This window comes from Roseomonas sp. HF4 (assembly GCF_005222755.1).
Lineage (GTDB): Bacteria > Pseudomonadota > Alphaproteobacteria > Acetobacterales > Acetobacteraceae > Neoroseomonas.
This window is the reverse complement of record NZ_STGD01000004.1, coordinates 256,956-280,915: the sequence shown is the minus strand read 5'-3', so window position 1 is coordinate 280,915 and position 23,960 is coordinate 256,956. Positions and strand designations below refer to the sequence as shown.

Genomic DNA, 23,960 nt, shown 5'->3' with positions numbered 1-23,960 from the left:
GCTACCCCGCCGCCCTGCTTGTTCCGGAAACCACCCGTCGCCACGCTTCCGCCAGCATGGCGGCGGCGCGGTCCGCGTCGGCGGGCGAGGTAAAGCGTCCGATCCCGATCCGCAAGGTGGCGCGCGCCCGCGCCTCGTCCAGCCCCAGCGCGCGCAGCACGTAGGATGGCTCGACCTCGGCCGAGGAACAGGCCGAGCCGGTCGAGACGCAGACGCCCGGCGCCGCCGCCATGATGTCCTGCGCCGCGACCCCGCCGGGGAAGGCGATATTGAGGTTGCCGCTCACGCGCGGGGCGTCCGGCGCGTTCACCGCGATCCCGGGGATGGCGGCTGCCAGCGCCGCGAGGAAGCGGTCGCGCTGCCCCGCGATGCGTCCGGAATCGAGCATCCCCTCGATGGCGGCGACGCGGCAGGCCTCCCCGAAGCCGACCACCAGCGGCGCCGGCAGCGTGCCCGAGCGCAGCCCGCGTTCCTGCCCGCCACCCGAGAACAGGGCCGCGAGGCGCACGCGCGGCCGCCGTCGGACGAACAGCGCGCCGATCCCCTTCGGCCCATAGACCTTGTGGCCCGACAGGGAGAGAAGGTCGGCCCGGATCTCCCCGACATCGAGCGGCACGCGCCCGGCGGCCTGCGCCGCATCCGTGTGGAACAGCGCGCCTGCCGCCTTGGCGACGGCGCCGATCGCGGCGAGGTCCTGGATGACGCCGATCTCGTTGTTCACCGCCATGACGGAGACGAGCAGCGTGCGATCATCGACGGCGGCGCGCAGCACCTCGGGGTCGAGCAGGCCGTTGCCGCCCACCGGCAGGATGACGGCCTCGAAACCCTCGGCCTCCAGCGCCTTGACGCTTTCCAGGACGCATTTGTGCTCGGTGGCCAGGGTCACGACGCGGCGGCGATCGGTGCCCTGCGACGCGGCGAACCTGGCCGCGCCCTTGATGGCGAGGTTGTTCGCCTCGGTCGCGCCGGAGGTCAGCACGATCTCCTTCGCGTCGGCGCCGATCAGGTCGGCCACGTATCCGCGCGCCTGCTCGACTGCTTCCTCCGCCGCGCGGCCCATGGCGTGCTCGACGCTGCCGGGATTGGCGAAGTTCTCCTCCCACCAGGGTCGCATGGCGGCGAGCACGCGCGGGTCGACCGGCGTGGTCGCGTGGCAGTCAAGATAGATCGGGCGGTTCGTCGCGCTCATGACCGCCAGATAGGCGTTCAGGCGGCCCGGCGCGAGAGACGGTCGCGCATGGCGGACCACGCGGCGACGAAACGCTCCGGCGCGTCCTCCGCCGCGTTCCAGGGCAGGGACACGCGGATCGCCGCGCCGGCCTCGGCGCCCAGCCCCATCGCCGCAAGCACGTGGCTCGCCGCCACCTTGCCCGAAGAACAGGCGGCGCCCGCCGAAACCCGCACGCCCGCCAGGTCGAGCGCGATCACCTGCGTCTCGGCGGCGACGCCCGGCAGCAGGATCGAGGTCGTGTTGGGCAGGCGCGGCGCGGCACGGCCGGGGAAGCGCGCCTCGGGTGCCGCCGCCGCGACGCCAACCTCGATCGCGTCCCTGAGCGCGGCAAGGCGTATCGCCGCCTCGGGTCTCGCGGCCAGCGCCGCCGCGGCCATGCCGGCGATGGCCGGCAGCGGTTCCGTGCCCCCGCGCCGGCCGCGTTCCTGTCCGCCACCGGCGATGAGCGGCGCGAGGTCGATGCCCGGGCGCAGCAGCAGCGCCCCCGCCCCCTTGGGGCCGCCCATCTTGTGGCCGGACAGCGCGATGCTGTCCGCGCCCGCCAGCGCCAGCGGCACGCGGCCGGCCGCCTGCACCGCGTCCACGTGCAGCAGCGCGCCGTGGCGGCGGCAGAGCGCGGCGGCCTCCGCGACCGGGTGCAGCACGCCGGTCTCGTTGTTCGCCGCCATCAGGCAGACCAGCGCCGGGCCGCCGGCGCCGAGCAAAGCCTCCAGCGCCGCCAGGTCGGCGGTGCCGTCGGGCAGGACCGGGATGGTCTCGGCCGTCGCGGGTGCGGCGCGCAGCACGGCCGGGTGCTCGGTCGCGCCCAGCAGCACGCGGCGCCCTGGCGCCAGGCCGCGCACCGCCAGCGCGTTCGCCTCGGTGCCGCCGGCGGTGAAGACGATATCCTGCGGCTTTGCGCCGAAGGCGGTGGCGACCGCCGCGCGCGCCTCCTCCAGCAGCCGGCGCGCGGCGCGGCCTTCGGCATGGACCGAGGACGGGTTGCCCGGCTGGTCGAGCGCGCGCAGCACGGCGTCCCGCGCCTCGGGGCGGAGCGGCTCGGTCGCGTTGGCATCGAGGCCGAGCACGGGCATGGCGCTACTGCGCGGCCTCGGCATCCGGCCGGCCGCGAGCCTCGTCCGGGCCGGCGGGCGCCTGGGCGCGGCCGAGGATCTTGCCGTCCACCACCTCGGCCAGCGTCATGCCGCGCAGGAACAGGCGGATCTGGTCGCCGAGCTCGGCCCATAGGTCGTGCGTCAGGCAACGATCCCCGGCGATGCAGCCGGGGCCGCCTTCCTCGCATCGGGTCGCGACGATGGGCTCGTCGGCGGCCTCGACCACCTCGGCGATGGCGATCTCGGCGGCTGGGCGGGCCAGGCGGTAGCCGCCGCCCGGGCCGCGGGCCGAGGCGACGAGCCCCGCGCGGCGCAGCCGCGCGAACAATTGCTCGAGGTAGGCCACCGAGAGGTGCTGCGCGCCGGCGATCTCGCCGAGCGTGACCGGGCGCGCGCCCGCGCAGCCGGCGCCCTGCCGTTCCCGGGCGGCCATCTCCACCATCGCCATCACGGCGTAGCGTCCGCGGGTGGACAGTCGCATGGCCTACTCCGACCTCCTCGCAGCCCAGGTCCCGGTTTTACACATGATTGTCATGTGGCGATTCTGTTATGCGAATGCGGGCCGCCTCCGTATACTGCGACCGTCGAGGGGAGACGGGAACCTCCTCCTCGGCGCCACAGGCAATCTACTCTTTGAATATCAAGGAGTTGAGTCGCTCTCTCGTCGGCGGTGTCCGTGGAGAGAATGGCTCCTGGATCGGTTCGGTCAAGGTTTGCATCCCGTTGATTCGTGGCCCTGGCCGGTGCCCCCGCACCGCCGACACGAGGTTCCCCAAACATGCGGCGGGGCCGCCGCACCATACCGGTTCCGCCCCGCGCGGCGCCGGACCGGCGGCCTTGTCGCGAAGCGCATTGGAATTGGACGCACGATGCCCGAGGTCATGTTCGCGGGGCCGGATGGTCGGCTCGAAGGACGATACCATCATGCGAAGCGGCCCAATGCGCCAGTGGCCCTGATCCTCCACCCGCACCCGCTGCACGGCGGGACCATGAACAACCGGGTCACCTACAGCCTTTACCAGCGCTTCCAGGCGATGGGCTTCTCCGTGCTCCGGTTCAACTACCGCGGAGTCGGGCGCAGCCAGGGTCGCTATGACGGCGGCATCGGGGAGGTTTCCGACGCCTGTTCCGGCCTCGACTTCCTGCAGGCGGTGAACCCGAACGCGTCGATGCTCTGGGTCGCGGGGTATTCCTTCGGGTCCTATGTCGGCATGCAGGTGCTGATGCGCCGGCCGGAAATGGGCGGCTTCGTGTCGCTCAGCGCCCCGGCGTCGCACTACGATTTCGGCTTCCTCGCCCCCTGCCCCTGCAACGGCCTGATCCTGCATGGCGCCGACGACGAGCTCGTTCCGGAGCCGTCGGTGCGCAAGCTCGTGGACAAGCTCAACACGCAGAAGGGCATCACCATCGACTACCGCGTCATGCCGGGCGCCGGGCACGTCTACACGCCCGAGCAGACGGATCGCGCCGTGGACGCGGCCGAGGACCATGTGATGAGCGTGCTGAACCGCGGCCGCATGGCGCTCGCCGCCGACTGAGCGGCGGTCCAGCGCCCGCGCGTCTCCGACGGGGCCTCCGGATCTTCCGGGGGCCCTTCGCATGTCCGGAGGCCGCCGCCGCCGGTCAGGACTTCCGCCCCTCCGATCATCGGGGGCAGGCAGGTGGGAACCTCGGGACAATCAAGCCCGATCGGATCGCGACCTGCATTGACCCAGATCACATTCCGCGCCGGTGAACGGCCGCGGGCCCCAAGGGGCGGCCGATGCCCTCGGCCATGGCCGGGGACGCCGCCGCGTGCGCTCGCGCAGGACGTGGTCCTGCGCATGCGAGACGACGCGAGGATGCGCCGTCCGTGATATGCGGGTCACGACAGGCCTCGCCCTGGGCAGGGCCTGGCGCTATCGCCGCGCATCGCCGCCTGCCAATATCCTGACGTCGGAGCGCGGCTTCCCGGGTCCCTTCGGGCGGTCAGGGGACGCGTGCGCGAGATTCGCCGCCGCATCATCTCGAGGAGGCTCGCGTATGGCGTCGACCGCAACGGTCCTCGCAAAGGCCGTTGGACGGGCGCGGAGCGGCGGCGCGAGCATGCTCGCCGCCTCCACCGTGGCCGTCTGGTCCATCGCCAATACGATCGCCTACGCGGAACTCATTGCGCCAACCGCCGATCCGTTCGCGACGCGGCTGTTCATCTCGGCGCTGCTGCTCGGCCTGATCGCGGCAAACCTCGTCATCGCCATGGGCACCAGGATCGGCGGGCTCGTTGTCAATTATTTCGGCGCGACCGCCATCCTCCACGCCGCCGCGACCCATGGCATGGAAGCCCACTTCGCGGCGCGCGGCGTGGCGGACGAAGGCCTGCGCCTCGGCGCCGCGCTGGTCGCGAGCGCCGCCATGACGGTCGCGGCGGGCCTCGCGGTCTGCCTGATCGCCAGGATGCGGCTCGGCGCCATGGTGCGATTCCTGCCGCACCCGGTCAGCAGCGGCTTCTTCTGCGGCATCGGCGCGATCTTCATGCTGGCCGCCTTCGCCATGGCGACCGGGACGAAGCTGGGCACCGCCATCCTCGGCGACGGCCTGCCGGACGGGGCGGCGCTCCGGCTCGCCGTCTGCGTCGGCATCGCCGGGTCGCTCGTGGTCCTGCCGCACGTCGCCCGCCGCCTGGGAGGAATGCCCGCCTTGTTCGTGCTGGCCTGCCTCGCCTACCACGCCGTGCGCATGCTGATCGGCCAGCCGGTGGCGGAGGCGCAGGCGTCGGGGTGGCTGCTCGGGCCCTTCCAGGACGGCATGGTGCTGACCGCCCCGCCGTCGGGCGCCTTCCTCCTCATCGACTGGCATGCCATCCGCGCCCTGCTGCCCTATCTCGTGTCGTCGATGCTCCTGACCGCAGTGACCGTCGCGCTGATGGTGACGGGCACCGAGGCCGCGCTGGGGCGTGAGCTGGACGTCAACCGGCAGATGGCCATCGCGGGGGCCGCCAACATCGTCTCCGGCCTGGCCGGCGCAATCCCGACGGGGCACAGCGCGTCGGGCTCGACCCTGCTCGCCCGGTTCGGCGCAACGAGCCGATGGAATGTGTTGGTTCCCGTGCTGTGCGCGTCGGTCGTGCTCCTGCAGGGATCCGACCTGCTCGGGCTGGTGCCGCGGCCGGTGCTGGCGGCCCTGATCATGGCCTTCGGGTTCGAGTGGCTGGTGCTGCGGTCCATCCGCGAATGCCGCGCCCTGCCGCGGCACGAAGCCGCCATCCTCCTGCTGGTTGCCTCGGTCATCGCGGTCCTCGGGATCCTCCAGGGCCTCCTGCTCGGCCTGGGACTGGCGCTCGTGATGTTCGTCTGGGCCTACCGGCGCGTGCCGGTCATCCGCGGCGTGGTCGGCGGCGACGAACTGCGCAGCAGCGTCGCGCGCCCGGCCGCCGAGACGCATGCGCTGCAGGCGCACGGGGGCGCGATCGTGCTGTTCCGCCTGCAGGGCTACCTGTTCTTCCTCAATGCGGAAGCGGTGCGCGAAGCCCTGGCGGCGCGGGTCGGCGGCGGCGCACGCTACGTGCTGCTCGACTTCCAGCACGTCGTCGGACTCGACAGCTCGGCGGTCGAGGTGTTCCGCCGCATCGAGGGATTGCTCGCCGGTGCCGGGGCAGGCTGCGTGCTGAGCGCGCTGCGACCCGCCGTCGCGCAGCGCTTCGCCGCGCATGGCGTACTGGCGGAGGCGGTCCGGCTGCAGGCCGACAGCGCCGACCGTGCGCTCGAGCGGGCGGAGGACATGCTCCTGGCCGAGGCCGGCGCCGCGGCCGGCGAGGAGCGCCTCGGCTTCGTCGACTACCTCAACTCGATCGAGGGCGCGGCGGTCACCGAGGCGCGTCTCGCGCCCTTCGTCGAGGCCGCGGAGATCCCGGCGGGGACCGTACTGATCCGCGAGGGCGCGCCGGCGGACGGCATGTACTACCTCGAGGACGGCCGGATGTCGGCCGTGCTTCTCAGGTCCGGCGAGCCTCCGCGCCACCTGCGGACGATGCGCGCCGGAACCCTGTTCGGCGAACTCGCGCTGCTGCGCGGCGGCGCGCGGACCGCGTCGGTGATCGCGGCTGCCCCGTCGCGCGTCTGGCGCCTGCCGACCGCCGCGCTCCGGCGCATGGAGGCCGAGGACCCGGCGCTGGCCGTTCTCGTGCAGCGCGCGCTGATGCTGCAACTGGCCGACAAGCTGGTCGACAACACGCGCGCGATGGACCTCGCGCTCCGCTGACCGCGCCGGCGTCATACTCGGCGCACGAAGTCCCGACACGCGGCCCGAAGGGCCGAGGCCGTGGCTGCCGCCCGCCGGCTCCCCCGCGAAAGGGGCACGAAGGCGAAGCCTCCGTGCGCTCGGCGTCAGTCCCGGCGGACGATCCTGGCCGCCTCGGCAAGCTCCGCGCGCGGTTCGTCCGCCCCCGCCGCCAGGGCCAGCAGCAGCCGGTAGCGGGCGACTGCGACCGGCGCCCTGCCACCGGCCTCGGCCGCCGCCGCCGCGCCCGCCAGGGCGCGGAAGCGATTCGGGTTGAGCCGCAGCACCTCCTGGAACGCGGCGTCGGCCTCGGCATGGCGCGCCAGGCCGAGCAGCACCTCGCCCAGCACTTCGCGCAGCGGCGCGAGCGGGCCTGGCACCACGACGCTCTTGAGCAGCGCATCCTCGGCGTCCGCCGCCTGGCGCAAGTCGCTGAGGCCCGAATCCGCGTCGCCCCGCGCGATGGCGGCCAGGGCGCCGACCGCCCGGCGCTGCGCCCCGACCTGCGCGGCCCAGTCCGCCTGCCCGGAGGCGCGCAGCGCGGCTTCGAGCGGCTCCATGGCGGCGGCCTCGGCCGCGCTGGCGTCCGGCCGTCCGCTCCGGGCGAGCCCGACGCCGCGTGCGAAATGCGTCAGCGCGGCAACCTGGGGAAACCCGCCGGCGGCGAGCGGCAGGTCCGATGCCCTCCGCCAGTCCCCGGTTTCGAGCGCTAGGCGCGCCGGCATCGCCGCGACGGCGAATGGCCCCGCGATATGCGTCGCGTTCAGGCGGGGCACCACCGCCGCGGCCTCGGCCCAGGCGGCGCGCGCGGCGGCGCCCCGGCCCGTTTGCAGCAGCGCGTAGATCAGGTAGTCCCGCGCATGGAGTTCGTCATTGGCCTCGCCGGCCGCGCGCGCCAATGCGGCCGAGCGGCGGTTGGCCTCGATGGAGGCCGGCCAGCTGCCGAGCCGCGTGAAGATGTGGGACGGCATGTGCTGGGCATGGGCGGAGGCGGAGGCGATCTCCGCATAGCGGATGGCCGCCGGCAGGCCGCGCCCGGCGAGGTCCGGCGTGTCGTAGGCATGGATCAGGTAGTGCATCACCCCGGGATGGTCCGGCTGGCGCGCCCAGATCGGCTCCAGGATCGCCGCGGCGTGGCGGTGCGCGGCGGCGACCGGGTCGTCGGAGGGCGCCGCCATCAGCAGCGCCAGCGCGTGGAAGACCTGCGTCTCGTCGTCGCCGGGACTGGCCGCGGCGAGCCTCTCCATGCGCGTCGCGAACGCCGCGAGCCTCGGCTGCCACGGCGCGCCGCCCGGCTGCACCAGCGCGTCCAGCGCGGCGATCCAGCCGTTCCAGGGTGCCGGTGCGGCCGGCGCGTCGCGGAGCACCTCCGCGGCGCGCGCCATGTCATCCGCCGCGGGCACCGCGAACAGGTTGTCGAGCGTCGCCAGCGCCAGGCCCCAGCGCGCCATCGCGCAGGCCGGATCGGCGGCGAGCGCCCGCGCGAAGCCGTCGCGCGCCGCCGCATGGCCGAAGGAATGCTGCTGCAGCAGGCCTTCGTCGAAGGCCTGCTGGGCCGGGGCGTTGCAGCCGACCGGCATGTGCACGTTGCCAAGCGCGGGGCCGTGTCCGGCGTGCTGGCCCGCGGCGGGCGGCGCGGGATGCAGCATGGCGGCGACAAGCAGCACCCACCGGCACGCGGCGGCCAGGGCCGGCGGTCTTCGCCGCCCTGCCACGGGGGTTCTGTCCGGCCGCGGTCCGGCTTCCATCGGCGCCGCGCCTTGTCTGCTTCCTGCGTCACGCATTATCTTTCGCCTGGGGCTGTGGATCGGAATGACTGAGCGTCGGGCCGCGACCATTCTGGCCGCCGATATCGCGGGTTATACCGCCCTTCTGGCAGGGGACGAGGAACGGGCCTATGCCCGGGTCTCCGCTGCCATCCGGCACATCCGCCAGACCATTTCGGCCAACGAGGGCCGTGTCGCCAGCATCGCCGGGGACGGGCTGATCGCCCATTTCGCCACGGCGCCGGCGGCGCTGCGCGCGGCTCTCGACTTCCAGCAGGCGCTCAAGGACACCAGCCGGGACGAACCGGAGGACCAGCGCGTGCTGTGCCGCGTCGGCATCAGCTCCGGCGAGGCCGTGTTCAGCGGCAGCAAGGTCTTCGGCGCCGTGGTGAACCTGGCGGCGCGGCTGCAGAACATCGCGCAGCCCGGCGGCATCGTCGTGACGGGGCCGTTGCACGAGGCGGTCCGCGGCACCGTGGACCAGGCGTTCGAGGACCTCGGCGCGCTGGAGTTGCGGGGCTTCGACCAGCGCGTGCGCTGCTTTCGCGTCCTCGGCGCCGAGGCCGGGGCGCCGCGGGCCCATCCTCCGCTGCCGGACAAGCCTTCGATCGCCGTGCTGCCCTTCCAGAACCTGAGCGGCGACCCCGAACAGGAATACTTCGCGGACGGCATGGTGGAGGACATCATCAATGCCCTCTCGCGCGTACGGTCCTTCTTCGTGATCGCGCGCGGGTCATCCTTCACCTACAAGGGCCGCGCCGTGCCGGTGAGCCAGGTGGGCCGGGAACTCGGCGTGCGCTACGTGCTGGACGGCACGGTGCGGCGCGCCGGCAACCGCATGCGCATTACCGGCCACGTCGTCGAGGCCGAGACCGGCATCCAGATCTGGGCAGACCGCTTCGACGGCGACGTCGAGGACATGTTCGCGCTGCAGGACAAGGTGACCGAGGGCGTCGCCGCCGTGATCGAGCCTCGCCTGCTGTTCGCCGAGGTCGAGCGCGTCGGGCGCCGGCCGCCCGAGAACATCGAGGCGCAGGACCTGTTCCTGCGCGCCACCGGGCATTTCTACCGGATGACGCGGGACGACATCGAGACGGCGCTGGAGCTCACCGACCGCGCGCTGCGGCTGGATCCCGACCACGCGCGCAACCTGGCGCTCGGCGCGCGCTGCCGCCTGCACCGCAAGGTCCAGGGCTGGGTGCCGCCCGACCATCCCTCGATCGCGCAGGGCGCGCGCATGGGGCGCCGCGCGACCGAACTGGCGCCGGACGATCCCGAGGTGCTCTGGATGGGCGGGATCGTCGTGGCGCTGGCCGGCGGCGAGGTTTCGGACGGCATCGCGCTGATCGACCGCGCGCTCCGGATCAACCCGAGTTCCGCCGATGCGCTCACCTACAGCGGCATGGCGCGCGCCTATCTCGGCGACAGCGACGTGGCGCTCGCGCATCTCGAGCGCGCGCACCGGCTGAGCCCGGTGGACGCGCAGACCTACAACAAGTTCCTCGCGGCCGCCTTCGCCACCTTCACCGCCGGTCGCTACGAGGACAGCCTCGACTGGACCGGCCGCACGCTGCAGGAGAAGGCGGACTACGTCCCGGCCTGGCGGATCCGCGCCGCCTGCCTCGGCCTGCTCGACCGGCCCGACGAGGGCCGGGAGGCGGTGCGGCGCCTGCTCGCGCTCAGCCCGCGGGAGACGCAGTCGAGCCTACGTCGCTACTACAGCGTCTCGATCAAGCGCGAAGGCGCGGTGGACGCGCTGGTCGAGGGGCTGCGCCGCGCCGGGCTGCCGGCGGGCGACGAGCCGTCGCCGGTTGCCGCCTGACGCGGCCACAGCGCGTCAGCCGAGCCCGCCCGGCGCGGTCAGCCGGTCGGCCAGGCGGTAGGCGAGCGCGGCGACGGTCAGGCTCGGCGCGTTCACCGGCGCGCTGACATGCGTGGACGGCCCGAGGATCGACAGGTTCGCATGTTCGTGCGTGCGGAGGTCGGGATCGACCACCGAATGGCGGGCATCGCGGCCCATCCGTGTCGTGCCCGCGATGATCGCGTTCGACAGGTAGGGCGCGTTCCAGCGCACCTCCGTCGCGCCCAGCGCCTCGAAGACCTTCCGGTTCAGGCGCAGCGCCTCGGCCAGGCCGCGCCGCGTGTAGTCATCCAGCGCGAAGGTCACGCGCGGGCGCGGGATGCCGGCCGCATCGCGCTGCACGGGGTCGAGCTCGACCCGGTTCTCGCGCCGCGCCAGCGTCTCGGCCGAGGCGTTGAGGCGGAGGTGGCGCGCGACGCGCAGGTTCAGCGCGGTTGCCAGTGCGCTGCCCTTCAGGCCCTGCGCGATCAGGTCGCGCGCGACGTCGGTGGCGTCGCTGTTGCCCGACCACCCGCTGTTCATGAACGACGTGCCGACTGCTGCGCGGTGTCGGCGGAAGGGGCCGTCGCGCAGTTGCTCGATACCGCTCGTCTGCTGCGGGCCGCGATAGGGCAGCACCGGGTCGCGCGTGAGGCCCTGGATGTCCTGGTTTGCCTGGGTCAGCAGCCAGCGCCCGACATTGTCGCTGCCGTTCGCGACCCCGTTCGGCGCCTGTGCCTGGCGGCTGGCCAGCAGCAGGCGCGGCGTCTCGATCGCGTGGCAGCAGAGCAGGTAGTGCCGCGCCGTGACGCGGAGCGTGCTGCCGTCGGGGCGCTTGGCCACCAGCGCCGCCACGCGGCGCGCGGCATCCAGTTCGATGAAATCCACCCGGGCGCGGTCGATCAGCCGCGCGCCGGCCGCCTCGGCCTTCGCGACATGGACCGAGGCGTCGTACTTCGCCCCGATCGGGCAGATCGGCACGCAGGTGTTGTTGCCGCAGCAGACCGGCCGACCGTCGAATGGCACGGAGTTGCGTGCATGCGAGAACAGCCCCGCCGAGAGCCCGAGCCGCGCCAGCACCGGCGCGATGGCAAGGTCGAGCGCGCTCGGTGGGATCGGCGGCTGCGGGAAGGGCCCGCGCCGCGGCGCGCCCCAGGTGAAGCGCGGGTCGCCCGAGACGCCCCATTCCGCCTCGGCGCGCTCGTAGTACGGCTCGAGCGACGCGTAGGGGATCGGCCAGTCCCGGCCGACCCCAAAGAGGGACCGCATGCGGAAGTCGCTCGGCCTGAGCCGGTCGGCGAAGCCGGTCCAGTGCCAGGAGGTGCCGCCGACCAGCCGCAGGTAGGCGCCGATGAAGGGCATGGCGCCGCCCTGGGTATAGAAGGCGTCGTAGCGCCCGTCTTCGGGGAAGGGCGCGAAGGGGTCGGGCGGATAGGCCGATTGCGGGCCCTTCACCGGGTTCGCGAAGAAGGTGCGCGTCAGCTCGGCCCGGCTGCGCCGCTGGCCGGCTTCCAGCACGATCACGCCGAGGCCCTTCTGCGCCAGTGCAAGGGCGGCGTGGGCCCCGGCCACGCCCGAGCCGACGATGGCGACGTCGCAGGCCTCGGTCGCGTCCGCGGTCACGTGCGGGCCCAGTCGCCGAAGCCGCCGCTGCAGAGGCCGGGCGCCTTGGCGAAGCGGAGCAGCTGCCAGGCCAGCGCCCAGGGATAGTGGCCCGCGCGCGCGCGCGGGTCGGCCGCCGCCGTCTCGCCCGTGTAGAGGATGACGAGAAGCCGCTGCGCCGGCGGCTCCAGCGCCGCGGGCAGCGCGGCGCCGCGGCGCCAAGCGCCGACGGCCCCGACGAGGTCAGCGACCGTGGCGGCGCCGAACTCGGCTTCCAGCATCCGCCGTGCGGCATCCATCACGAAGGGCGGCAGGGCGCCGCTGCCGGCCAGCGCCATGGCGGCCTCCGCGAAGTCCTCGCCCGCCGCCGCCGACGCGCCGCGCGCGCCGGCCAGCGGTGCGGCGGCCGTGGCCGCCAGCAGGTCGCGCCGCCTCATCCGCCGCCCCGCGCGGTCAGCAGCAGCAGGCCGCGCGGCCGTCCCGACTCCGTGTCGAGGCGCTGCATCGCGGCCAGCAGGTCCGCGACCGGCGCCCAGACCGGCGGATACTTGTAGCGCGCGACATCCAGGATCAGCACGCTGTCGCTCGCGGCGTCATAGGCCGCGACCGGGGAGATGTGGCCGTCGCCATCCTGCGCGAGCGGGATGCGGGAATAGTTGACGATGACGCGCCGCGCGGGGTCGGCCAGCGCCTCCGCCAGGCGCGCGCGCAGCGTCGCGGCATCCAGCGCGTCGGCGTGCACCGCCTCGGCCGTGGCGCCGAGGTTGCGCGCGAAGGCGGCGAGTTGTTCGAGCGTCAGGCCGCCGGCCTGCACCGCGGCGTAGCTCTTCACGGCGAGGTTGGGCGGCGTGAACAGCGAGGTCTGCGTCATCCGCCGGTGCGGATAGAAGGCCGCCGGCGACGGGTCGCGCAGCCCGAGCGAGTTGAGCGCCGTGGCGAGCGAGGCCGGCCCGCAGAAGGTGAGGAACATCTCCGTCTCGAGATGCGCGAGCAGCCCGAGCGCCTGCGGCCCGGGGATCGCTCGCTGGAACCGCGCGGTGCCCTCGGCGCTGTCCAGCGCCACGACCTGCGCGCGGAGCGGCCCCGCCGCCAGCAGCGCGAACAGCAGGAGCGCGAGGCGGAACAGGCGCGTCATCGCAGCGACCTCAGCCCGGCGAAGAAGGCGGCCAGTTCGTCGATCGTCGGGTCGTCCAGCGGCTCCGCGAACCCTGCCATAGTGGCCGCGAGTTCGCTGGTGCGCTGCCCCGCGCGATAGGCGCGCAGCGCCGCGGCGAGGTAGGCGGCGTTCTGCCCGCCGATGATGGGATAGTCGGGGTTGTCCGGCCGGCCGAAGGGGCCGTGGCAGGACAGGCATTGCTCGGCGGAGGCAGGCACGGTGCCGGCCGGCGCGGAGTCGCCTTGGGCGTGGGCATCCAGGGGCAGCAGCAGCAGCAGCCCCGTCGCGGCCGCAAGCCGCCACCGGCCGGGGCGGGAATGGTCAGGCGTCATGTGCGGTGCGGCGCTCTCACCATGGAACGGTCGGAGGCTAGGACGGCGCCAGCGCCGGCGCCAGGGTCGGCGGCGCGGTGCGGCGCCCGGCGGCGTCCGGCAGTCACCGCATCCCCACGGCGGGCGCGCCCGCCGGCATTCCCCGGGGACGCGCCATGGCCGCCAGGAAGGCGGCGGCCTCCGCGGCCGTTACCTCCGCGAGCGCCGGCCAGGGCTGCACCCGCACGCGACCCTCGCCGCCCGGCGCCGGATGGAGCCAGGGCGCCTGCGGGTCCGCGGAGGGAAAGTCCCAGGCATAGGTGGCGTCGCGAAGGGAGCGCAGCCGCGACGGCACGGCCCCCGGCAGCCGTGCGGCGAGCGCCGTGCAGTCGGCCTCCGTGTTCGCGGCGTCCTCGAGCCCGTGCATGAGCAGCAGGCGGCCATGCGAAGGGGCGGCGCGCCCGGGCAGGTCGCGCAAAAGGGCGGCGCAACCCGGATAGAGGACGACGCGCGCCGCGAAGGGGTCCTCGTCGAGGGTCGCGGCCAGGGCGACGCGCGCGCCCTCGCCGAAGGCGAGCAGGCCGATCCGCGCGGGGTCGATCGTCGGATGGCGGGCCAATGCCGCGTAAGCCCGGACGACCAGGCCGGCATCGGCTTCGCCCGGTTCCGCCGCGATCTCCAGGACGGCCAGGCCGGCCCCGACCAGTTGCTCGACATAGCGGGCGCTGCGCCCGTCCTGGCCCAGCGAGTCGTGCACGATCAGCACCGCCGCATGCGGCGCCGCGCCGTCGGTGGCACCCGGAGGCGTCGTCAAAAGCCCGACCGCCCGGCCCGACCCGTCCTCGATCATGCTCGCCAGGCCGAGATGCTCGAGAAGGATGCGCGCCGGGGCCGGCATCGCCGCGAGCAGGACGACCAGCAGGATCGCCGGCCCGCGCAGGCATGCCCGCACGGGCCGCGCCAGGCATCGCCGCAGGCGACCGCGCGCGGCGCGGCGCGGTCGGCCCTGGCGCGCCGGGACCATCAGTCGCCGTGCCGGGCGCGGGTTGTCATGTGCCGGACGCGGACCCGTGCGACGACACCGCGCAGCACCTTGGCGCAAAATGCGGCGGCCAGGGCGCGTGCCGCGCGCTCAGCCTCGACGGTGCCGCCGCACGGCCCGAGGGCGCGCAGCCGCGCCGCGGCGCAGTCCACGGCGTCGCGAGGGGCCGGCGTCGCGGCTGGTCGAGCCCCGGGCCCGACCCTGAGGAACGCCCCGATGCCGCCCACCAGGGGCAGGGCCGGGATCGGGTCCGAGGCAAGCTTCGTGCCCTGGGCGAAGGATGGGCTGTTCATTGGTCCTGCTCCTCGAGGAGGCGCACGCAGGCCCTGCGTGCGCTGTGTTGCACCCGTGTCGTTCAGCGGCGAGGCGGCACGAAGCTGACCGTCACCGCGGTAGGGTTCGCCGCGACCGCCAGCGTGGCGTTGCAGGCGGCGGAGGCCGCACGCAGTTCGGCGCGCCCGTCCTCCCGCAGGCCATCGGCGACGTGGCCCAGGGAGCCGCAGAGCAGCGCGAGCCGTTCGGAGGCGCGTTCCCGCGGCACCTGCGTCGCGCCGAGCGCGAAGCGCGGCGTGCCGTCGCCGAGCGCCAGGGTCGCGGCGAAGCGCGGCCCGTCGGGGCCGAGCCTGACCGATGCCTCGCGCTCCGTGGTCGCAGCCAGCACCTGGTGCGCGCCGGAGCCGTACCCGATGGCGACCACCAGGCCGGCGCCGCCCACCCGCGTCACAGCGTCCAGCGCGCCCAGCAGTTCGCCGGCGACGTCGGGCGGGGGCGCGAGACGGGAGGTTCCGGCGGTGTCGCCGGCACACGAGGCCGGCCCGCCGGAGGTCAGCTCGACCACGGCGGTATTCTCCTCGATCAGCATGGAAACCAGCTGGTCGCGCAGCGGGGCGGCCGTTTGCGCCATCGTCAGCAGCACGACCGCGGCGTCGCCGGAGGACCAGCCCGCGGGCAGGTTCAGGAGCGCGAGCCGAGTGCAGGCCGGCCCTTCGTCGCCCTGCACCGAATGCGTGACCTGCAGCGACTCGAACCGCGTGTATTCTGAGGCGGCGGCCGGGACGGCGGCGAGCGCGAAGGCGATCAGGCTGGCAAGACGTTGCGGGGTCATGGCAGATCTCCTTTCGGGGTTGCAGCGGCATGCACGTCCGGTCGTGACGCGACGGCGGCTGGGGGCCGGGGCGGCGGCCGAACCGGCAACTGGCAACTCAGGCCTTCCGGTTCGTTCGTTCAGCGATCCGTCCGATGTCATCATCGTGCGTCCCTGACTCAACCGCGCCGAGTGGGATCCCACGCCAAAGAGCGGCGGCCCGCGGTGCCGAAAGTCACCGAGGGGATCCAGGCGAAGTGCGACACATGTCCGGATTGCCGGCCCGTCCGTGCGCGGCCAGTCTCGCGCGCGGAGGTCCGCGCGATGGACGACCTGACGCAACTGCCGTTCTTCCGCCCTTTCCCGCACGAGGCGCTGGCCGGTCTCGCGGCGACGGCCCGCTGGCTGCATTTCTCCGAGGGCCAGACCGTGCTCGAGCACGGCGACGCGCCGCGCGACGTCTACTTCGTGGCGACAGGAACCCTGCGGGTCGTCAGCCGCGGCAGCGGCGGGCAGGAGCTGATCCTGAACGACATCGGGCCGGGCGCGGTGTTCGGGGAACTGGCGGTGATCGATGGCGCGACGCGTTCCGCCGGCATCGTCGCGCTGACGAGCAGCAAGGTCTGCGCCCTGCCCGCCGCCCCGTTCCTTGCCTTCGTCCTCGCGACCCCGGCCGCCTCCCTCCACCTCATGCGGTCCCTGGTCGGCCTCATCAGGGAAAAGGACACGAGGCTGTTCGAGCTGAGCGTGCTGCCGGTCCGGGCCCGGCTGATTTCACAGCTTCTGCGCCTGGCGCGGCCAAGGACGCAGGGCGGGCGGATCGTCTCGCCGCCACGGACCCACCACGAACTCGCCTCGCGCATCGGGACCCGGCGGGAGGTGGTCTCGCGCGCCATCGCCGCACTGCAGCGGGAGCGGCTTCTGGAGCAGGCCAAGGGCGGGCTGATCCTGCCGCAGCCGGTCCTGCTGGAGCAGGAACTGCGGGAGGCCTGGCGCCTGGTCGGGGGAAACTGACCCGCGGCGCCTGGAGCGTTTTTCGCGTCGGCGGAGTCGGGACCGGCCCGCGCCCCCCACCCGGCCACCCGGCGACAATATCCTGGATGGATGGTCGGGTCGGGGTGCGGGGCGGTGCCGGTTACGCCTTCAGCGCGATGAGATCCGCGAGGTTAGCCGGCGTCAGCAGGCCGATGAGCCGCCCTTGCGCGTCCTCGACCGCCACGGCAGGGCCGCCGGACAGGGCCTGCATCGCCTCCTGCAGCGGGGCGCGGCGCGGCACGCGCGGCAGGTCCTGCATGGCATCGGCCACCGGCGTCGCGGACCCCGCCTGCCGCAGCGCATGGATGATGGCATCGCGCGTCAGCAGGCCGAGCACCCGCCCCGTCCCGTCCACCACGGGGAAATCCTGCTGCGGCGTGCGGAGCAGCGCCTCGGCCGCGGCTGCGATGTCGGCCTCGGGCGGCAGCGCCTCGAACCTGGTCTCCATCGCGTCCTCGGCGCTGAGGTCGCGGGTCGCGGCGCGGAGTTCCTCCTCCGCCGCCTCCCCCGCCGCGCCGAGCCAGACGAACAGCGCGATGAAGATCAGCAGCGGCGCGCCGAACAGCCCCGCGAAGCCGAGCAGGATCGCGACCGCCTGGCCGACCGAGGCCGCCACGCGCGTCGCCCGCCGGTGGCCGAGGCGGAAGGTCAGCACCGCGCGCAGCACCCGCCCGCCATCCATCGGGAAGGCCGGGATCATGTTGAACAGCACGAGGAAGGCGTTCACCCAGAACAGCCGGGCCAGGAAGCCCGCCCGCGGGTCCTCGGGGGCCAGGCCCTCCATGGCGGGCGGGATGCCGCCGGCGAGCAGCGCCAGCACCAGGCAGATGCCGACATTGACCGCCGGCCCCGCGACCGCGATCGCGATCTCCCGCCAGGGTTCCTCCGGGATGCGTTCCAGCCGCGCAAGGCCGCCGATGGGCAGCAAGGTGATGTCGGGCGTCGCGATGCCGTAGCGCCGCGCCGCGGCAGCGTGGCCGAGCTCGTGCAGCACCACGCAGCCGAAGACCAGCGCGATGAAGGCCATGCCCGCCAGCGCCGCGCTGGCGCCGCCATCCCGCGCATGCACCGCGCCGATCCAGGCGAGCAGCAGGAAGAAGGTGACATGGATGCGAATGACGGTGCCGCGCACCGTCGCGATGGGGAAGGACCAGGCCATGCTCGGCACCCTACTACAACAGGGAGCCGATGATCCGCCCGCCCGCGATCGGCCGCGGCGCCCCCGTCGTGCCGGGGAAGGTGATGGGCAGCCCGCGCGAGACGCGCGCCGCGAGCAGCCCGAAGGCCTGCGCCTCCAGCGCGTCGCCGTCCCAGCCCGCGACCTCGACGGGGCGGACCGGTTCCTCGAGCGCGCCCTGCAACGCCCGCATGATGGCCGGGTTCCGCCGCCCGCCGCCGGCGACCAGCCATTGCAGGGGTGGCTCCGGAAACAGCCGCGCGGCCGCGGCGACGCAGACGGCGCAGAAGGCGCAGAGCGTGGCCGCGCCGTCGGCGGCCGAGAGCTCCGCCGCCCCGGCCTCCTTCAGTGCCCGGTCGAAATCCAGCCGGTCGAGGGATTTGGGCGGCGGCGCGGCCAGGTAGGGATGCGCCATGAGCCGGCCGAGCACGGCGCCATCCGCCTGCCCCGCCAGCGCCAGACGGCCGGCCGCGTCGTAGTCCTTCCCCGTGTGCTGGCGCGCCCAGTCGTCGAGCGGACCGTTCGCCGGGCCGGTGTCGAAGGCCAGCATCTCGCCCCCCTCGCCGAGCCAGGTGACGTTGCCGACGCCGCCGAGGTTCAGGATCGCGAGCGGCTTCGGCAGCGGCGCGGCCAGCGCGCGGTGGAAGACCGGCACCAGCGGCGCACCCTGCCCGCCCGCCGCCACGTCGGCCGAGCGGAAGTCATACGCGACCGTCATGCCGGTGCGCTTGGCGAGCGCCGCCGCGTCGCCCACCTGCCAGGTGAACGGCCGGACATTGCGCCCGGCGACCGGCGGGCGGTGCAGGATGGTCTGGCCGTGGAAGCCGATCAGGTCCGCCTCCAGGCCGAGCGCCTCGACCGCTTCCGCATGGCGGTCGGTGATGCGCCGGACGGCGTCGCGGAGGTCCGGATCGTCCTCCGACAGGCTTTCCGCCCGGTCGAGCAGCGCGCGCAGCGCGCGGCGCAGCTTCGGGTCGTAGGGAAGCGTGAGCCGGGGGCCGAGACGGGCGATCGTCTCGCCGTCCGTCTCGACGTAGGCGGCGTCCACCCCGTCCAGGGAGGTGCCGCTCATCAGCCCGATGGTTCTCAGCATGCGACTGACGTGCTAGCGCATTTTGCCCGCAGCGGCACCAGCCCGCACCCCAGGCGACCCGCCATTCCAGGTGGCTGACGCGGGTGGCCGGGCGGCGCCGGTTTCGCATCGGCGCAAAATGCGCTAGCCCGAGCGCCCTTCCGGCGGATGTCCCCGCAAGCGAGCAGCATGACCATGAGCGGCCCGAACAGCGATTTCCTGCGCATCGCCAAGGAGCGCGGCTACGTCCACCAGACGACGGACGAGGCGGCGCTCGACGCCGCGCTGAGCAAGGGCGGGCTCGTCGCCTATATCGGCTACGACTGCACGGCCGACAGCCTGCATGTCGGCCACCTGATGCCGACCATGCTGCTGCGCCTGCTGCAAAAGACCGGCGGGCGACCGATTGCGCTCATCGGCGGCGGCACGACCAAGGTGGGCGACCCGTCCGGCAAGGACGAGGCGCGACAGCTGCTCACCGAGGCGACGATCGAGGCGAACAAGGCGGGCATCCGCCGTACCTTCGAGGCGCTGCTCAATTTCGACGCCGGCGCCATGATGCTCGACAACGCGGAATGGCTCGACGCGCTGCACTACATCCCGTTCCTGCGCGACGTCGGGCGCCACTTCAGCGTCAACCGCATGTTGACCATGGACAGCGTGCGGCTGCGCCTGGAACGCGACCAGCCGCTGAGCTTCCTCGAATTCAACTACATGCTGCTGCAATCCTATGACTTCCTGGAACTGCATCGCCGGCACGGTGCCGTGCTGCAGATGGGCGGGTCGGACCAGTGGGGGAACATCGTCCTCGGCGCCGACCTGATCCGCCGCATGGCGGGCGCCGAGGCCCATGCGCTGACCACGCCGCTCCTGACGACCGCCTCCGGCGCCAAGATGGGCAAGACGGCGGCCGGCGCGGTCTGGCTGAACCCCGACCGGCTGTCGCCCTATGACTACTGGCAGTACTGGCGCAACACCGAGGATGCGGATGTCGGCCGCTTCCTGGCGCTGTTCACGGACCTGCCGATGGACGAGGTCCGGCGCCTCGGCGCGCTGCAGGGCGCCGAGGTGAACGAGGCGAAGAAGGTGCTGGCGACCGAGGCGACGGCACTGCTGCACGGCCGCGCGGCAGCGGAGAGGGCGGCGGAGACGGCGCGGCGGGCCTTCGAGGAAGGTGCCGCGGCCGAGACGCTGCCGGCCATCGTCGCGGCGCTGCCCGCGCCCTTCATCGACCTGGTCGTGCAGGCGGGGCTCGCGGCGTCGAAGGGCGAGGCGCGGCGGCTGATCGCGCAGAACGGGCTCCGGCTGAACGATGTCGTGGTGACCGATGTCGCCGCCGGCGTCGCGCCATCCGACCTGCGGGACGGCGCGGCGAAGATCTCGGCGGGACGGAAGCGGCACGTGCTGGTGCGGCCGGGGTAGGGCGCGCCGTCCGGGGGGGGCGCACCCGCGAGGGCGCGCGGGCCACACCCCGCGGCCCGCGCGCCGACCTGGACAATCGGCCCGTCGCTCGGGCATCCTCGGCCTGCCCCGCAAGCAGAACAACCATCAAGGCGCGGAGCACCCACCCCGGATCACATCCCGGAAGGAGTGCCCCATGTCCCCATCGCCTCGTCCCCTTAATCGCACGCTGCGCCTCGCGCTCGGTCATCTGCGCCGGCGGCGCGTGGTCGGCGCCTCGCTCGGCCTGGTCGCGGCCCGGCGGGCCTCGGCGCAATCGCGCTGGCCGGACCGGCCCGTGCGGCTTCTGGTCGGGCAGCCGCCGGGGGCGGGGCCTGATCTGCTTGCGCGTGGCCTCGCGCCCCATCTTGCCGCCGCCTTCGGGCAGCCCTTCGTTGTCGAGAACCGGCCGGGCGCCGGAGGGACGCTGGCCGCCGGCGCGGTGGCGCAGGCGCGCGACCTGCACGCGCTGGGCTTCGTGAACGGCGGGCCGACCACCACGGCGCGGGCGATGAACCCCGGCCTGCCCTATGACCCCGCGCGCGACTTCACGCCGGTCACGCTGATCGGCCGCGTGCCCCTCGTGCTCACGGTGCACCCTTCGCTGCCGGTGAACGACTGGCCGGGGTTCGTCGCGCGAGTGCGAGCGTATCCAGGGGTGCTGAGCTACGCCTCGATCGGGCCAGGGACGATCACGCACCTGGCCATGGAGGAGTTGAAGGCACGGCTCGGGCTCGACATCACGCACGTGCCCTATCGCGGCTTTCCGCAGGCGACGCTCGACCTGGTGGCGGGGCACGTGCAGGCGATGCTCAATCAGCCCTTTGCCGCGCTGCCGCACGTCCAGGACGGGCGCCTGCGCGCCCTGGTGCAGTCCGGTGAGCACCGCTTGAGCGCGCTGCCCGATGTGCCGACCTTCGAGGAGGCCGGCCTGCCCGATGCAGCCTTCTACGGCTGGATCGGCGTCGTCGCCCCGGCGGGCTTCCCGCGCAGCGCGGCGGAGCGTCTCGCCGAGGTCATCCGTGCATCGGTCCAGTCCGACCCGGCGGCGCGCGGCGGACTCGATGTGGCGGGCACCGAGATCCTCGGGACCTCGCCCGCCGCCTTCGGTGCGCACCAGGCGCGCGAGGCGGTGCGCTGGAACGCGGTGATCGCGCGGCTGGGGCTGCGCGGATAGCATCCGCCGGGCGCGCCCTGCCGCGCTTCGTCCCCCGCCGGCCTCCGGTCGTCGGCGGGAGGCGGCGACCGGGAGCGGCTCGGCCGGTCCTGTGCGGGCGCCGGATGGACCTACCACCGAACGGCAACGCGACCGTCACGGGACTGATACCTGGCGCACGAAGGTTTCACCTTCGTGCCCCTCAGACGCCGGGCGGGCCGCATCCGCGGCCCTTGGCTTCGCCGGACAACCGGCGGGCCGCATCCGCGGCCTCGGCCCTTCGGGCCGAAAGTTGGAACTTCGTGCGCTTGGTATGACGCCGGCGACGCGCCAGGCACCCTGAGAAGTTGGAGGGGGCCACACCCATGCGCCGCCTTGCCCTGCTCGCCTGCGCCCTGATCGGCCTCGCCCCCGCGGCCGAGGCGCAGACCCGCACCCGCCTCACGGTCGACACGGCGCTCGAGAACGAGCAGCTGGCAACCTTCAGGCAGGCGGCCGAGGCGGCGGCGCTGCTGCACGGGCGCGCGGCGGGGGAGACGGCGCGGCGGCCTTCGAGGAAGGTGCCGCGGCCGACACGCTGCCGGCCATCGTCGCGCCCCTACCCGCGCGCTTCATCGACCTGGCCGTGCATGCGGGGCTCGCGGCGTCGAAGCGGGAGGCGCGGCGACTGGTCGCGCAGAACGGGCTCCGGCTGAACGATGTCGTAGTGACCGATGCCGCCGCTGGCGTCGCGCCATCCGACCTGCGGGACGGGGCGGCGAAGATCCCGGCAGGGCGGAAGCGGCACGTGCTGGTGCGGCCGGGCTGAGGCTAGCGGCGCGGCCTCAGCGGCGCGAGGCGATGGTGGCAGTCTCTGCCCGGCCGGCGGAGGCGCGCTCGAGCAGGTCGCGGAGGGCCGGGCTGAGATCCGCGGCCGCCGATGCACGCCGCTCATCGTAATGCTGCGCGATCGGCTCCGCGCCGGGGCCGAGCACCTGGATGCCAACCGACAGCGTGGTGTCCGTGCGGCAGGCAGGATGCGGATCCGGCCGGTCGAGAAGGACGACCTCGCGGCTGTACAGGCGCAGCAGCAGGGTTCGCGTCACGCAGGGCTCGGCGAGTTCGGCGCGGATCATCGTCGGTAACCATTCGACGATCCGGTAGGTGATGAGGTCGCTCGCCAGCATGCCGCCGGCCTTGTCATCGGAGAGGGCGACGCGCGCCGCCGCCTCCACGCAGGTCCCGGCCCGACGCTGGCAGCTGATGCGGGAGCGGTTGACGGGATGCGCCGCGCGGCCGTCGATGACGGTCCAGGTGCCGGCGATGGCGACCTCGATCTCGGTCGCGACGAACATCATCGGGCCGGCGGAGATGCCCGTTTCGGAAAGCCGGCGCTGTGCGCGCATCAGACGTTCGCTCTGCGCGATGGTCAGCGTTCCCGTCGGGTCGGCGCCGATCTGCCGCTGGTAGGCGCGCACCGCGTCGCGAAACGGGCGCTCCTGCATCGGCCGGATTTCCGGGCCATATCCGAGGTGGCGCAGGTTGCGCTCGAGCAGTTGGCGCCAGCCGCCCATCGCGGTCACCGGATGGAGCACCGCCAGGGCAGCGGCGATATCTGACCCGCCGCGCTCCTCGCCGGGGCGCGCGGGCACGGGGCGCGCGAAGGCGACCTCGCCGCCCTCCGCCGACGCGGGACCCTCCGCCCGCAGGCTGGGCGGGATCGGCAGGCTGGCAAGCCGTTCCGGCACCGGAGCGGCCGCATCGCCGGCCGGCCGACGCGTGGCGTCGGCGGGCGGGGATGCCCCGGCCGCGGAGGCCGGAGCAGCGCCGCCCCCCGGGGTGGCGCCCCGATCAGGGATGATGGCGAGGCGCAGGGTCGGCCCGGGCGCGGCCGCCGCGACGGGCGGCGCCGGCGGAGCCGCATCGGCCGCGGGGGCGCTGTCCGGCAGCACGGCGGCCCGATCGTAAGGGGGCGCCAACGGGGGCGCTGCCGTCGTAGCCGGCAGCGCGGCCGCCGGCGCAGGCGGAGGCGCCGCGGCCATGGGGCGCGGGGTGTCACCGGTGCGCGGCGCGGCGCTCCGTTCGGGGGTGGCGGACGGCCGAGCGGTCGGTTCGATCATGGCCGTCGCGACGCGCGGCGCGGGGAGCGACGCCGACGCGGGGGGCGCCGCAACGGGAGCCTCCGGCGGCGCCGTCCGCTGCGCGACACCTGCCTCCGGCGGCAGGGGCGGAGGCAGCGGCAGGACGGCCGGCGCGACGACGAGCCGGGCAGTGGCGGGCGCCTCCGGGCGCGCCGCCGGCGCGGCGGCCTCGGCGCGTCCGGGCACGGTGGCACGCGCCGCGCGCTCGGGTCGTGCGGCGCCGGTCTCGCCGTCGCGGAAGTCGAGCACCAGACGGTTGCCGAGCCTGAAGTGAAGGAACCGCGCGCCCGGCTCCGCCTCGACCAGCACCAGGCCATCCGCCTCGCGCACCGAGACGACGTTGCGCACGGCGCTGCGGGCAGCACCGAGCCGGATCGCGGCCGGGCCATCGAACTGCACCGCGATGCGCTCGCCCTGCTGCTCGACGCGATACGTCATCTGTGGTGGCAGGTCGAAGACGAGCCGCCCGAAATCGGCATGGCTCCCGACGCGCAGCGCAACGACCGGCGCGTCCGCGCGCGCCGGCACGAGGGCGGCGAGCAACAGCGCCAGCAGCGCGAGCACCGCCACGGACAGGGGT

The 23,960-nt window shown here is 74.0% G+C and carries 21 protein-coding genes; 7 read left to right on the top strand and 14 right to left on the bottom strand.

The annotated features are described in order from the left end of the window. Position 1: 1 nt before the first annotated feature. Genes E8M80_RS08745 through E8M80_RS08735 form a run of 3 tightly spaced genes read right to left on the bottom strand, consistent with a single transcriptional unit; the run spans position 2 to position 2,806 of the window. A complete protein-coding gene (locus E8M80_RS08745; RefSeq protein WP_137125290.1) occupies positions 2-1,189 on the bottom strand; it encodes a cysteine desulfurase family protein in 1,188 nt (395 codons plus the stop codon). Positions 1,190-1,206: 17 nt separating this feature from the next. Further along, positions 1,207-2,304 (bottom strand): cysteine desulfurase family protein, encoded by a 1,098-nt coding sequence (locus E8M80_RS08740; RefSeq protein WP_137125289.1) that lies wholly within the window; start codon positions 2,302-2,304, stop codon positions 1,207-1,209. A 4-nt stretch (positions 2,305-2,308) separates the two neighbouring features. Beyond that, on the bottom strand, positions 2,309-2,806 hold the full coding sequence (locus tag E8M80_RS08735; protein ID WP_137125288.1) for an Rrf2 family transcriptional regulator: 498 nt from the start codon (positions 2,804-2,806) through the stop codon (positions 2,309-2,311). A gap of 388 nt (positions 2,807-3,194) precedes the next feature. On the opposite strand from E8M80_RS08735, the gene E8M80_RS08730 reads away from it, so the two are divergent. Both E8M80_RS08730 and E8M80_RS08725 read left to right on the top strand, forming a co-directional pair. After that, positions 3,195-3,863 (top strand): alpha/beta hydrolase, encoded by a 669-nt coding sequence (locus E8M80_RS08730; protein ID WP_137125287.1) that lies wholly within the window; start codon positions 3,195-3,197, stop codon positions 3,861-3,863. Positions 3,864-4,410: 547 nt separating this feature from the next. Then, positions 4,411-6,561 carry a cyclic nucleotide-binding domain-containing protein gene (locus E8M80_RS08725; RefSeq protein WP_170979290.1) on the top strand — a complete coding sequence of 717 codons (2,151 nt, stop codon included), beginning with the start codon at positions 4,411-4,413 and terminating at the stop codon, positions 6,559-6,561. Between the two features lie 125 nt (positions 6,562-6,686). Here E8M80_RS08725 and E8M80_RS08720 read toward each other — a convergent pair whose 3' ends face one another. Continuing rightward, on the bottom strand, positions 6,687-8,228 hold the full coding sequence (locus E8M80_RS08720) for a hypothetical protein (protein ID WP_170979289.1): 1,542 nt from the start codon (positions 8,226-8,228) through the stop codon (positions 6,687-6,689). Between the two features lie 163 nt (positions 8,229-8,391). Here E8M80_RS08720 and E8M80_RS08715 point away from each other — a divergent pair, with 163 nt between their 5' ends. Further along, positions 8,392-10,167, top strand: coding sequence for an adenylate/guanylate cyclase domain-containing protein (locus E8M80_RS08715; protein WP_170979288.1), 1,776 nt, complete (start codon positions 8,392-8,394; stop codon positions 10,165-10,167). A 15-nt stretch (positions 10,168-10,182) separates the two neighbouring features. Here the strand turns inward: E8M80_RS08715 and E8M80_RS08710 are convergent, their stop codons facing one another. The 7 genes from E8M80_RS08710 to E8M80_RS08685 form a co-directional block, all read right to left on the bottom strand. Beyond that, a complete protein-coding gene (locus E8M80_RS08710) occupies positions 10,183-11,808 on the bottom strand; it encodes a GMC oxidoreductase (RefSeq protein ID WP_137125283.1) in 1,626 nt (541 codons plus the stop codon). Beyond that, a complete protein-coding gene (locus E8M80_RS08705) occupies positions 11,805-12,224 on the bottom strand; it encodes a hypothetical protein (protein ID WP_137125282.1) in 420 nt (139 codons plus the stop codon). Before E8M80_RS08705 ends, E8M80_RS08710 begins: the two co-directional genes overlap by 4 nt. Beyond that, a complete protein-coding gene (locus tag E8M80_RS08700; protein WP_170979287.1) occupies positions 12,221-12,922 on the bottom strand; it encodes a phytochelatin synthase family protein in 702 nt (233 codons plus the stop codon). The genes E8M80_RS08705 and E8M80_RS08700 overlap by 4 nt, the downstream gene beginning before the upstream one ends. Further along, a complete protein-coding gene (locus E8M80_RS25875; RefSeq protein WP_170979286.1) occupies positions 12,919-13,275 on the bottom strand; it encodes a c-type cytochrome in 357 nt (118 codons plus the stop codon). The genes E8M80_RS08700 and E8M80_RS25875 overlap by 4 nt, the downstream gene beginning before the upstream one ends. Positions 13,276-13,378: 103 nt before the next feature. After that, a complete protein-coding gene (locus E8M80_RS08695; protein ID WP_137125280.1) occupies positions 13,379-14,206 on the bottom strand; it encodes a dienelactone hydrolase family protein in 828 nt (275 codons plus the stop codon). Between the two features lie 71 nt (positions 14,207-14,277). Further along, positions 14,278-14,589 carry a hypothetical protein gene (locus E8M80_RS08690; RefSeq protein ID WP_137125279.1) on the bottom strand — a complete coding sequence of 104 codons (312 nt, stop codon included), beginning with the start codon at positions 14,587-14,589 and terminating at the stop codon, positions 14,278-14,280. Between the two features lie 62 nt (positions 14,590-14,651). Beyond that, positions 14,652-15,401 carry a hypothetical protein gene (locus E8M80_RS08685; protein ID WP_137125278.1) on the bottom strand — a complete coding sequence of 250 codons (750 nt, stop codon included), beginning with the start codon at positions 15,399-15,401 and terminating at the stop codon, positions 14,652-14,654. Between the two features lie 303 nt (positions 15,402-15,704). Between E8M80_RS08685 and E8M80_RS08680 the strand changes: the two genes are divergently transcribed. Continuing rightward, a complete protein-coding gene (locus E8M80_RS08680) occupies positions 15,705-16,394 on the top strand; it encodes a Crp/Fnr family transcriptional regulator (RefSeq protein ID WP_137125277.1) in 690 nt (229 codons plus the stop codon). A gap of 121 nt (positions 16,395-16,515) precedes the next feature. Here E8M80_RS08680 and E8M80_RS08675 read toward each other — a convergent pair whose 3' ends face one another. Beyond that, the gene (locus E8M80_RS08675; protein ID WP_137125276.1) at positions 16,516-17,574 is read right to left on the bottom strand and encodes a site-2 protease family protein; all 1,059 of its coding nucleotides are present in this window, start codon (positions 17,572-17,574) and stop codon (positions 16,516-16,518) included. Between the two features lie 13 nt (positions 17,575-17,587). Then, the gene (locus tag E8M80_RS08670) at positions 17,588-18,682 is read right to left on the bottom strand and encodes an anhydro-N-acetylmuramic acid kinase (RefSeq protein WP_170979302.1); all 1,095 of its coding nucleotides are present in this window, start codon (positions 18,680-18,682) and stop codon (positions 17,588-17,590) included. 177 nt (positions 18,683-18,859) lie between these two features. Here E8M80_RS08670 and tyrS point away from each other — a divergent pair, with 177 nt between their 5' ends. The 3 genes from tyrS (at position 18,860) to E8M80_RS26570 (ending at position 22,068) form a co-directional block, all read left to right on the top strand. Then, complete coding sequence (tyrS, locus tag E8M80_RS08665; protein ID WP_137125274.1) at positions 18,860-20,086, top strand: tyrosine--tRNA ligase; 1,227 nt, start codon at positions 18,860-18,862, stop codon at positions 20,084-20,086. Positions 20,087-20,261: 175 nt separating this feature from the next. Next, on the top strand, positions 20,262-21,281 hold the full coding sequence (locus E8M80_RS08660) for a tripartite tricarboxylate transporter substrate binding protein (RefSeq protein WP_170979285.1): 1,020 nt from the start codon (positions 20,262-20,264) through the stop codon (positions 21,279-21,281). Between the two features lie 604 nt (positions 21,282-21,885). Beyond that, positions 21,886-22,068: a S4 domain-containing protein gene (locus E8M80_RS26570; RefSeq protein WP_240789950.1), complete on the top strand. Its 183-nt coding sequence runs from the start codon at positions 21,886-21,888 to the stop codon at positions 22,066-22,068. 16 nt (positions 22,069-22,084) lie between these two features. On the opposite strand, the gene E8M80_RS08650 is transcribed toward E8M80_RS26570, so the two are convergent. Further along, on the bottom strand, positions 22,085-23,950 hold the full coding sequence (locus E8M80_RS08650; protein WP_137125272.1) for a hypothetical protein: 1,866 nt from the start codon (positions 23,948-23,950) through the stop codon (positions 22,085-22,087). Between the last annotated feature and the right edge of the window lie 10 nt (positions 23,951-23,960).

Coding starts and splice junctions, on each gene's coding strand:
- E8M80_RS08680 (WP_137125277.1), top strand. CDS start 15,705: ATGGACGACCTGACGCAACTGCCGTTCTTCCGCCCTTTCCCGCACGAG.
- E8M80_RS08660 (WP_170979285.1), top strand. CDS start 20,262: ATGTCCCCATCGCCTCGTCCCCTTAATCGCACGCTGCGCCTCGCGCTC.
- E8M80_RS08730 (WP_137125287.1), top strand. CDS start 3,195: ATGCCCGAGGTCATGTTCGCGGGGCCGGATGGTCGGCTCGAAGGACGA.
- E8M80_RS08740 (WP_137125289.1), bottom strand. CDS start 2,304: ATGCCCGTGCTCGGCCTCGATGCCAACGCGACCGAGCCGCTCCGCCCC.
- tyrS (WP_137125274.1), top strand. CDS start 18,860: ATGAGCGGCCCGAACAGCGATTTCCTGCGCATCGCCAAGGAGCGCGGC.
- E8M80_RS08720 (WP_170979289.1), bottom strand. CDS start 8,228: ATGCTGCATCCCGCGCCGCCCGCCGCGGGCCAGCACGCCGGACACGGC.
- E8M80_RS08725 (WP_170979290.1), top strand. CDS start 4,411: ATGCTCGCCGCCTCCACCGTGGCCGTCTGGTCCATCGCCAATACGATC.
- E8M80_RS25875 (WP_170979286.1), bottom strand. CDS start 13,275: ATGACGCCTGACCATTCCCGCCCCGGCCGGTGGCGGCTTGCGGCCGCG.
- E8M80_RS08745 (WP_137125290.1), bottom strand. CDS start 1,189: ATGAGCGCGACGAACCGCCCGATCTATCTTGACTGCCACGCGACCACG.
- E8M80_RS08700 (WP_170979287.1), bottom strand. CDS start 12,922: ATGACGCGCCTGTTCCGCCTCGCGCTCCTGCTGTTCGCGCTGCTGGCG.
- E8M80_RS08690 (WP_137125279.1), bottom strand. CDS start 14,589: ATGAACAGCCCATCCTTCGCCCAGGGCACGAAGCTTGCCTCGGACCCG.
- E8M80_RS08685 (WP_137125278.1), bottom strand. CDS start 15,401: ATGACCCCGCAACGTCTTGCCAGCCTGATCGCCTTCGCGCTCGCCGCC.
- E8M80_RS08675 (WP_137125276.1), bottom strand. CDS start 17,574: ATGGCCTGGTCCTTCCCCATCGCGACGGTGCGCGGCACCGTCATTCGC.
- E8M80_RS08735 (WP_137125288.1), bottom strand. CDS start 2,806: ATGCGACTGTCCACCCGCGGACGCTACGCCGTGATGGCGATGGTGGAG.
- E8M80_RS08705 (WP_137125282.1), bottom strand. CDS start 12,224: ATGAGGCGGCGCGACCTGCTGGCGGCCACGGCCGCCGCACCGCTGGCC.
- E8M80_RS08715 (WP_170979288.1), top strand. CDS start 8,392: ATGACTGAGCGTCGGGCCGCGACCATTCTGGCCGCCGATATCGCGGGT.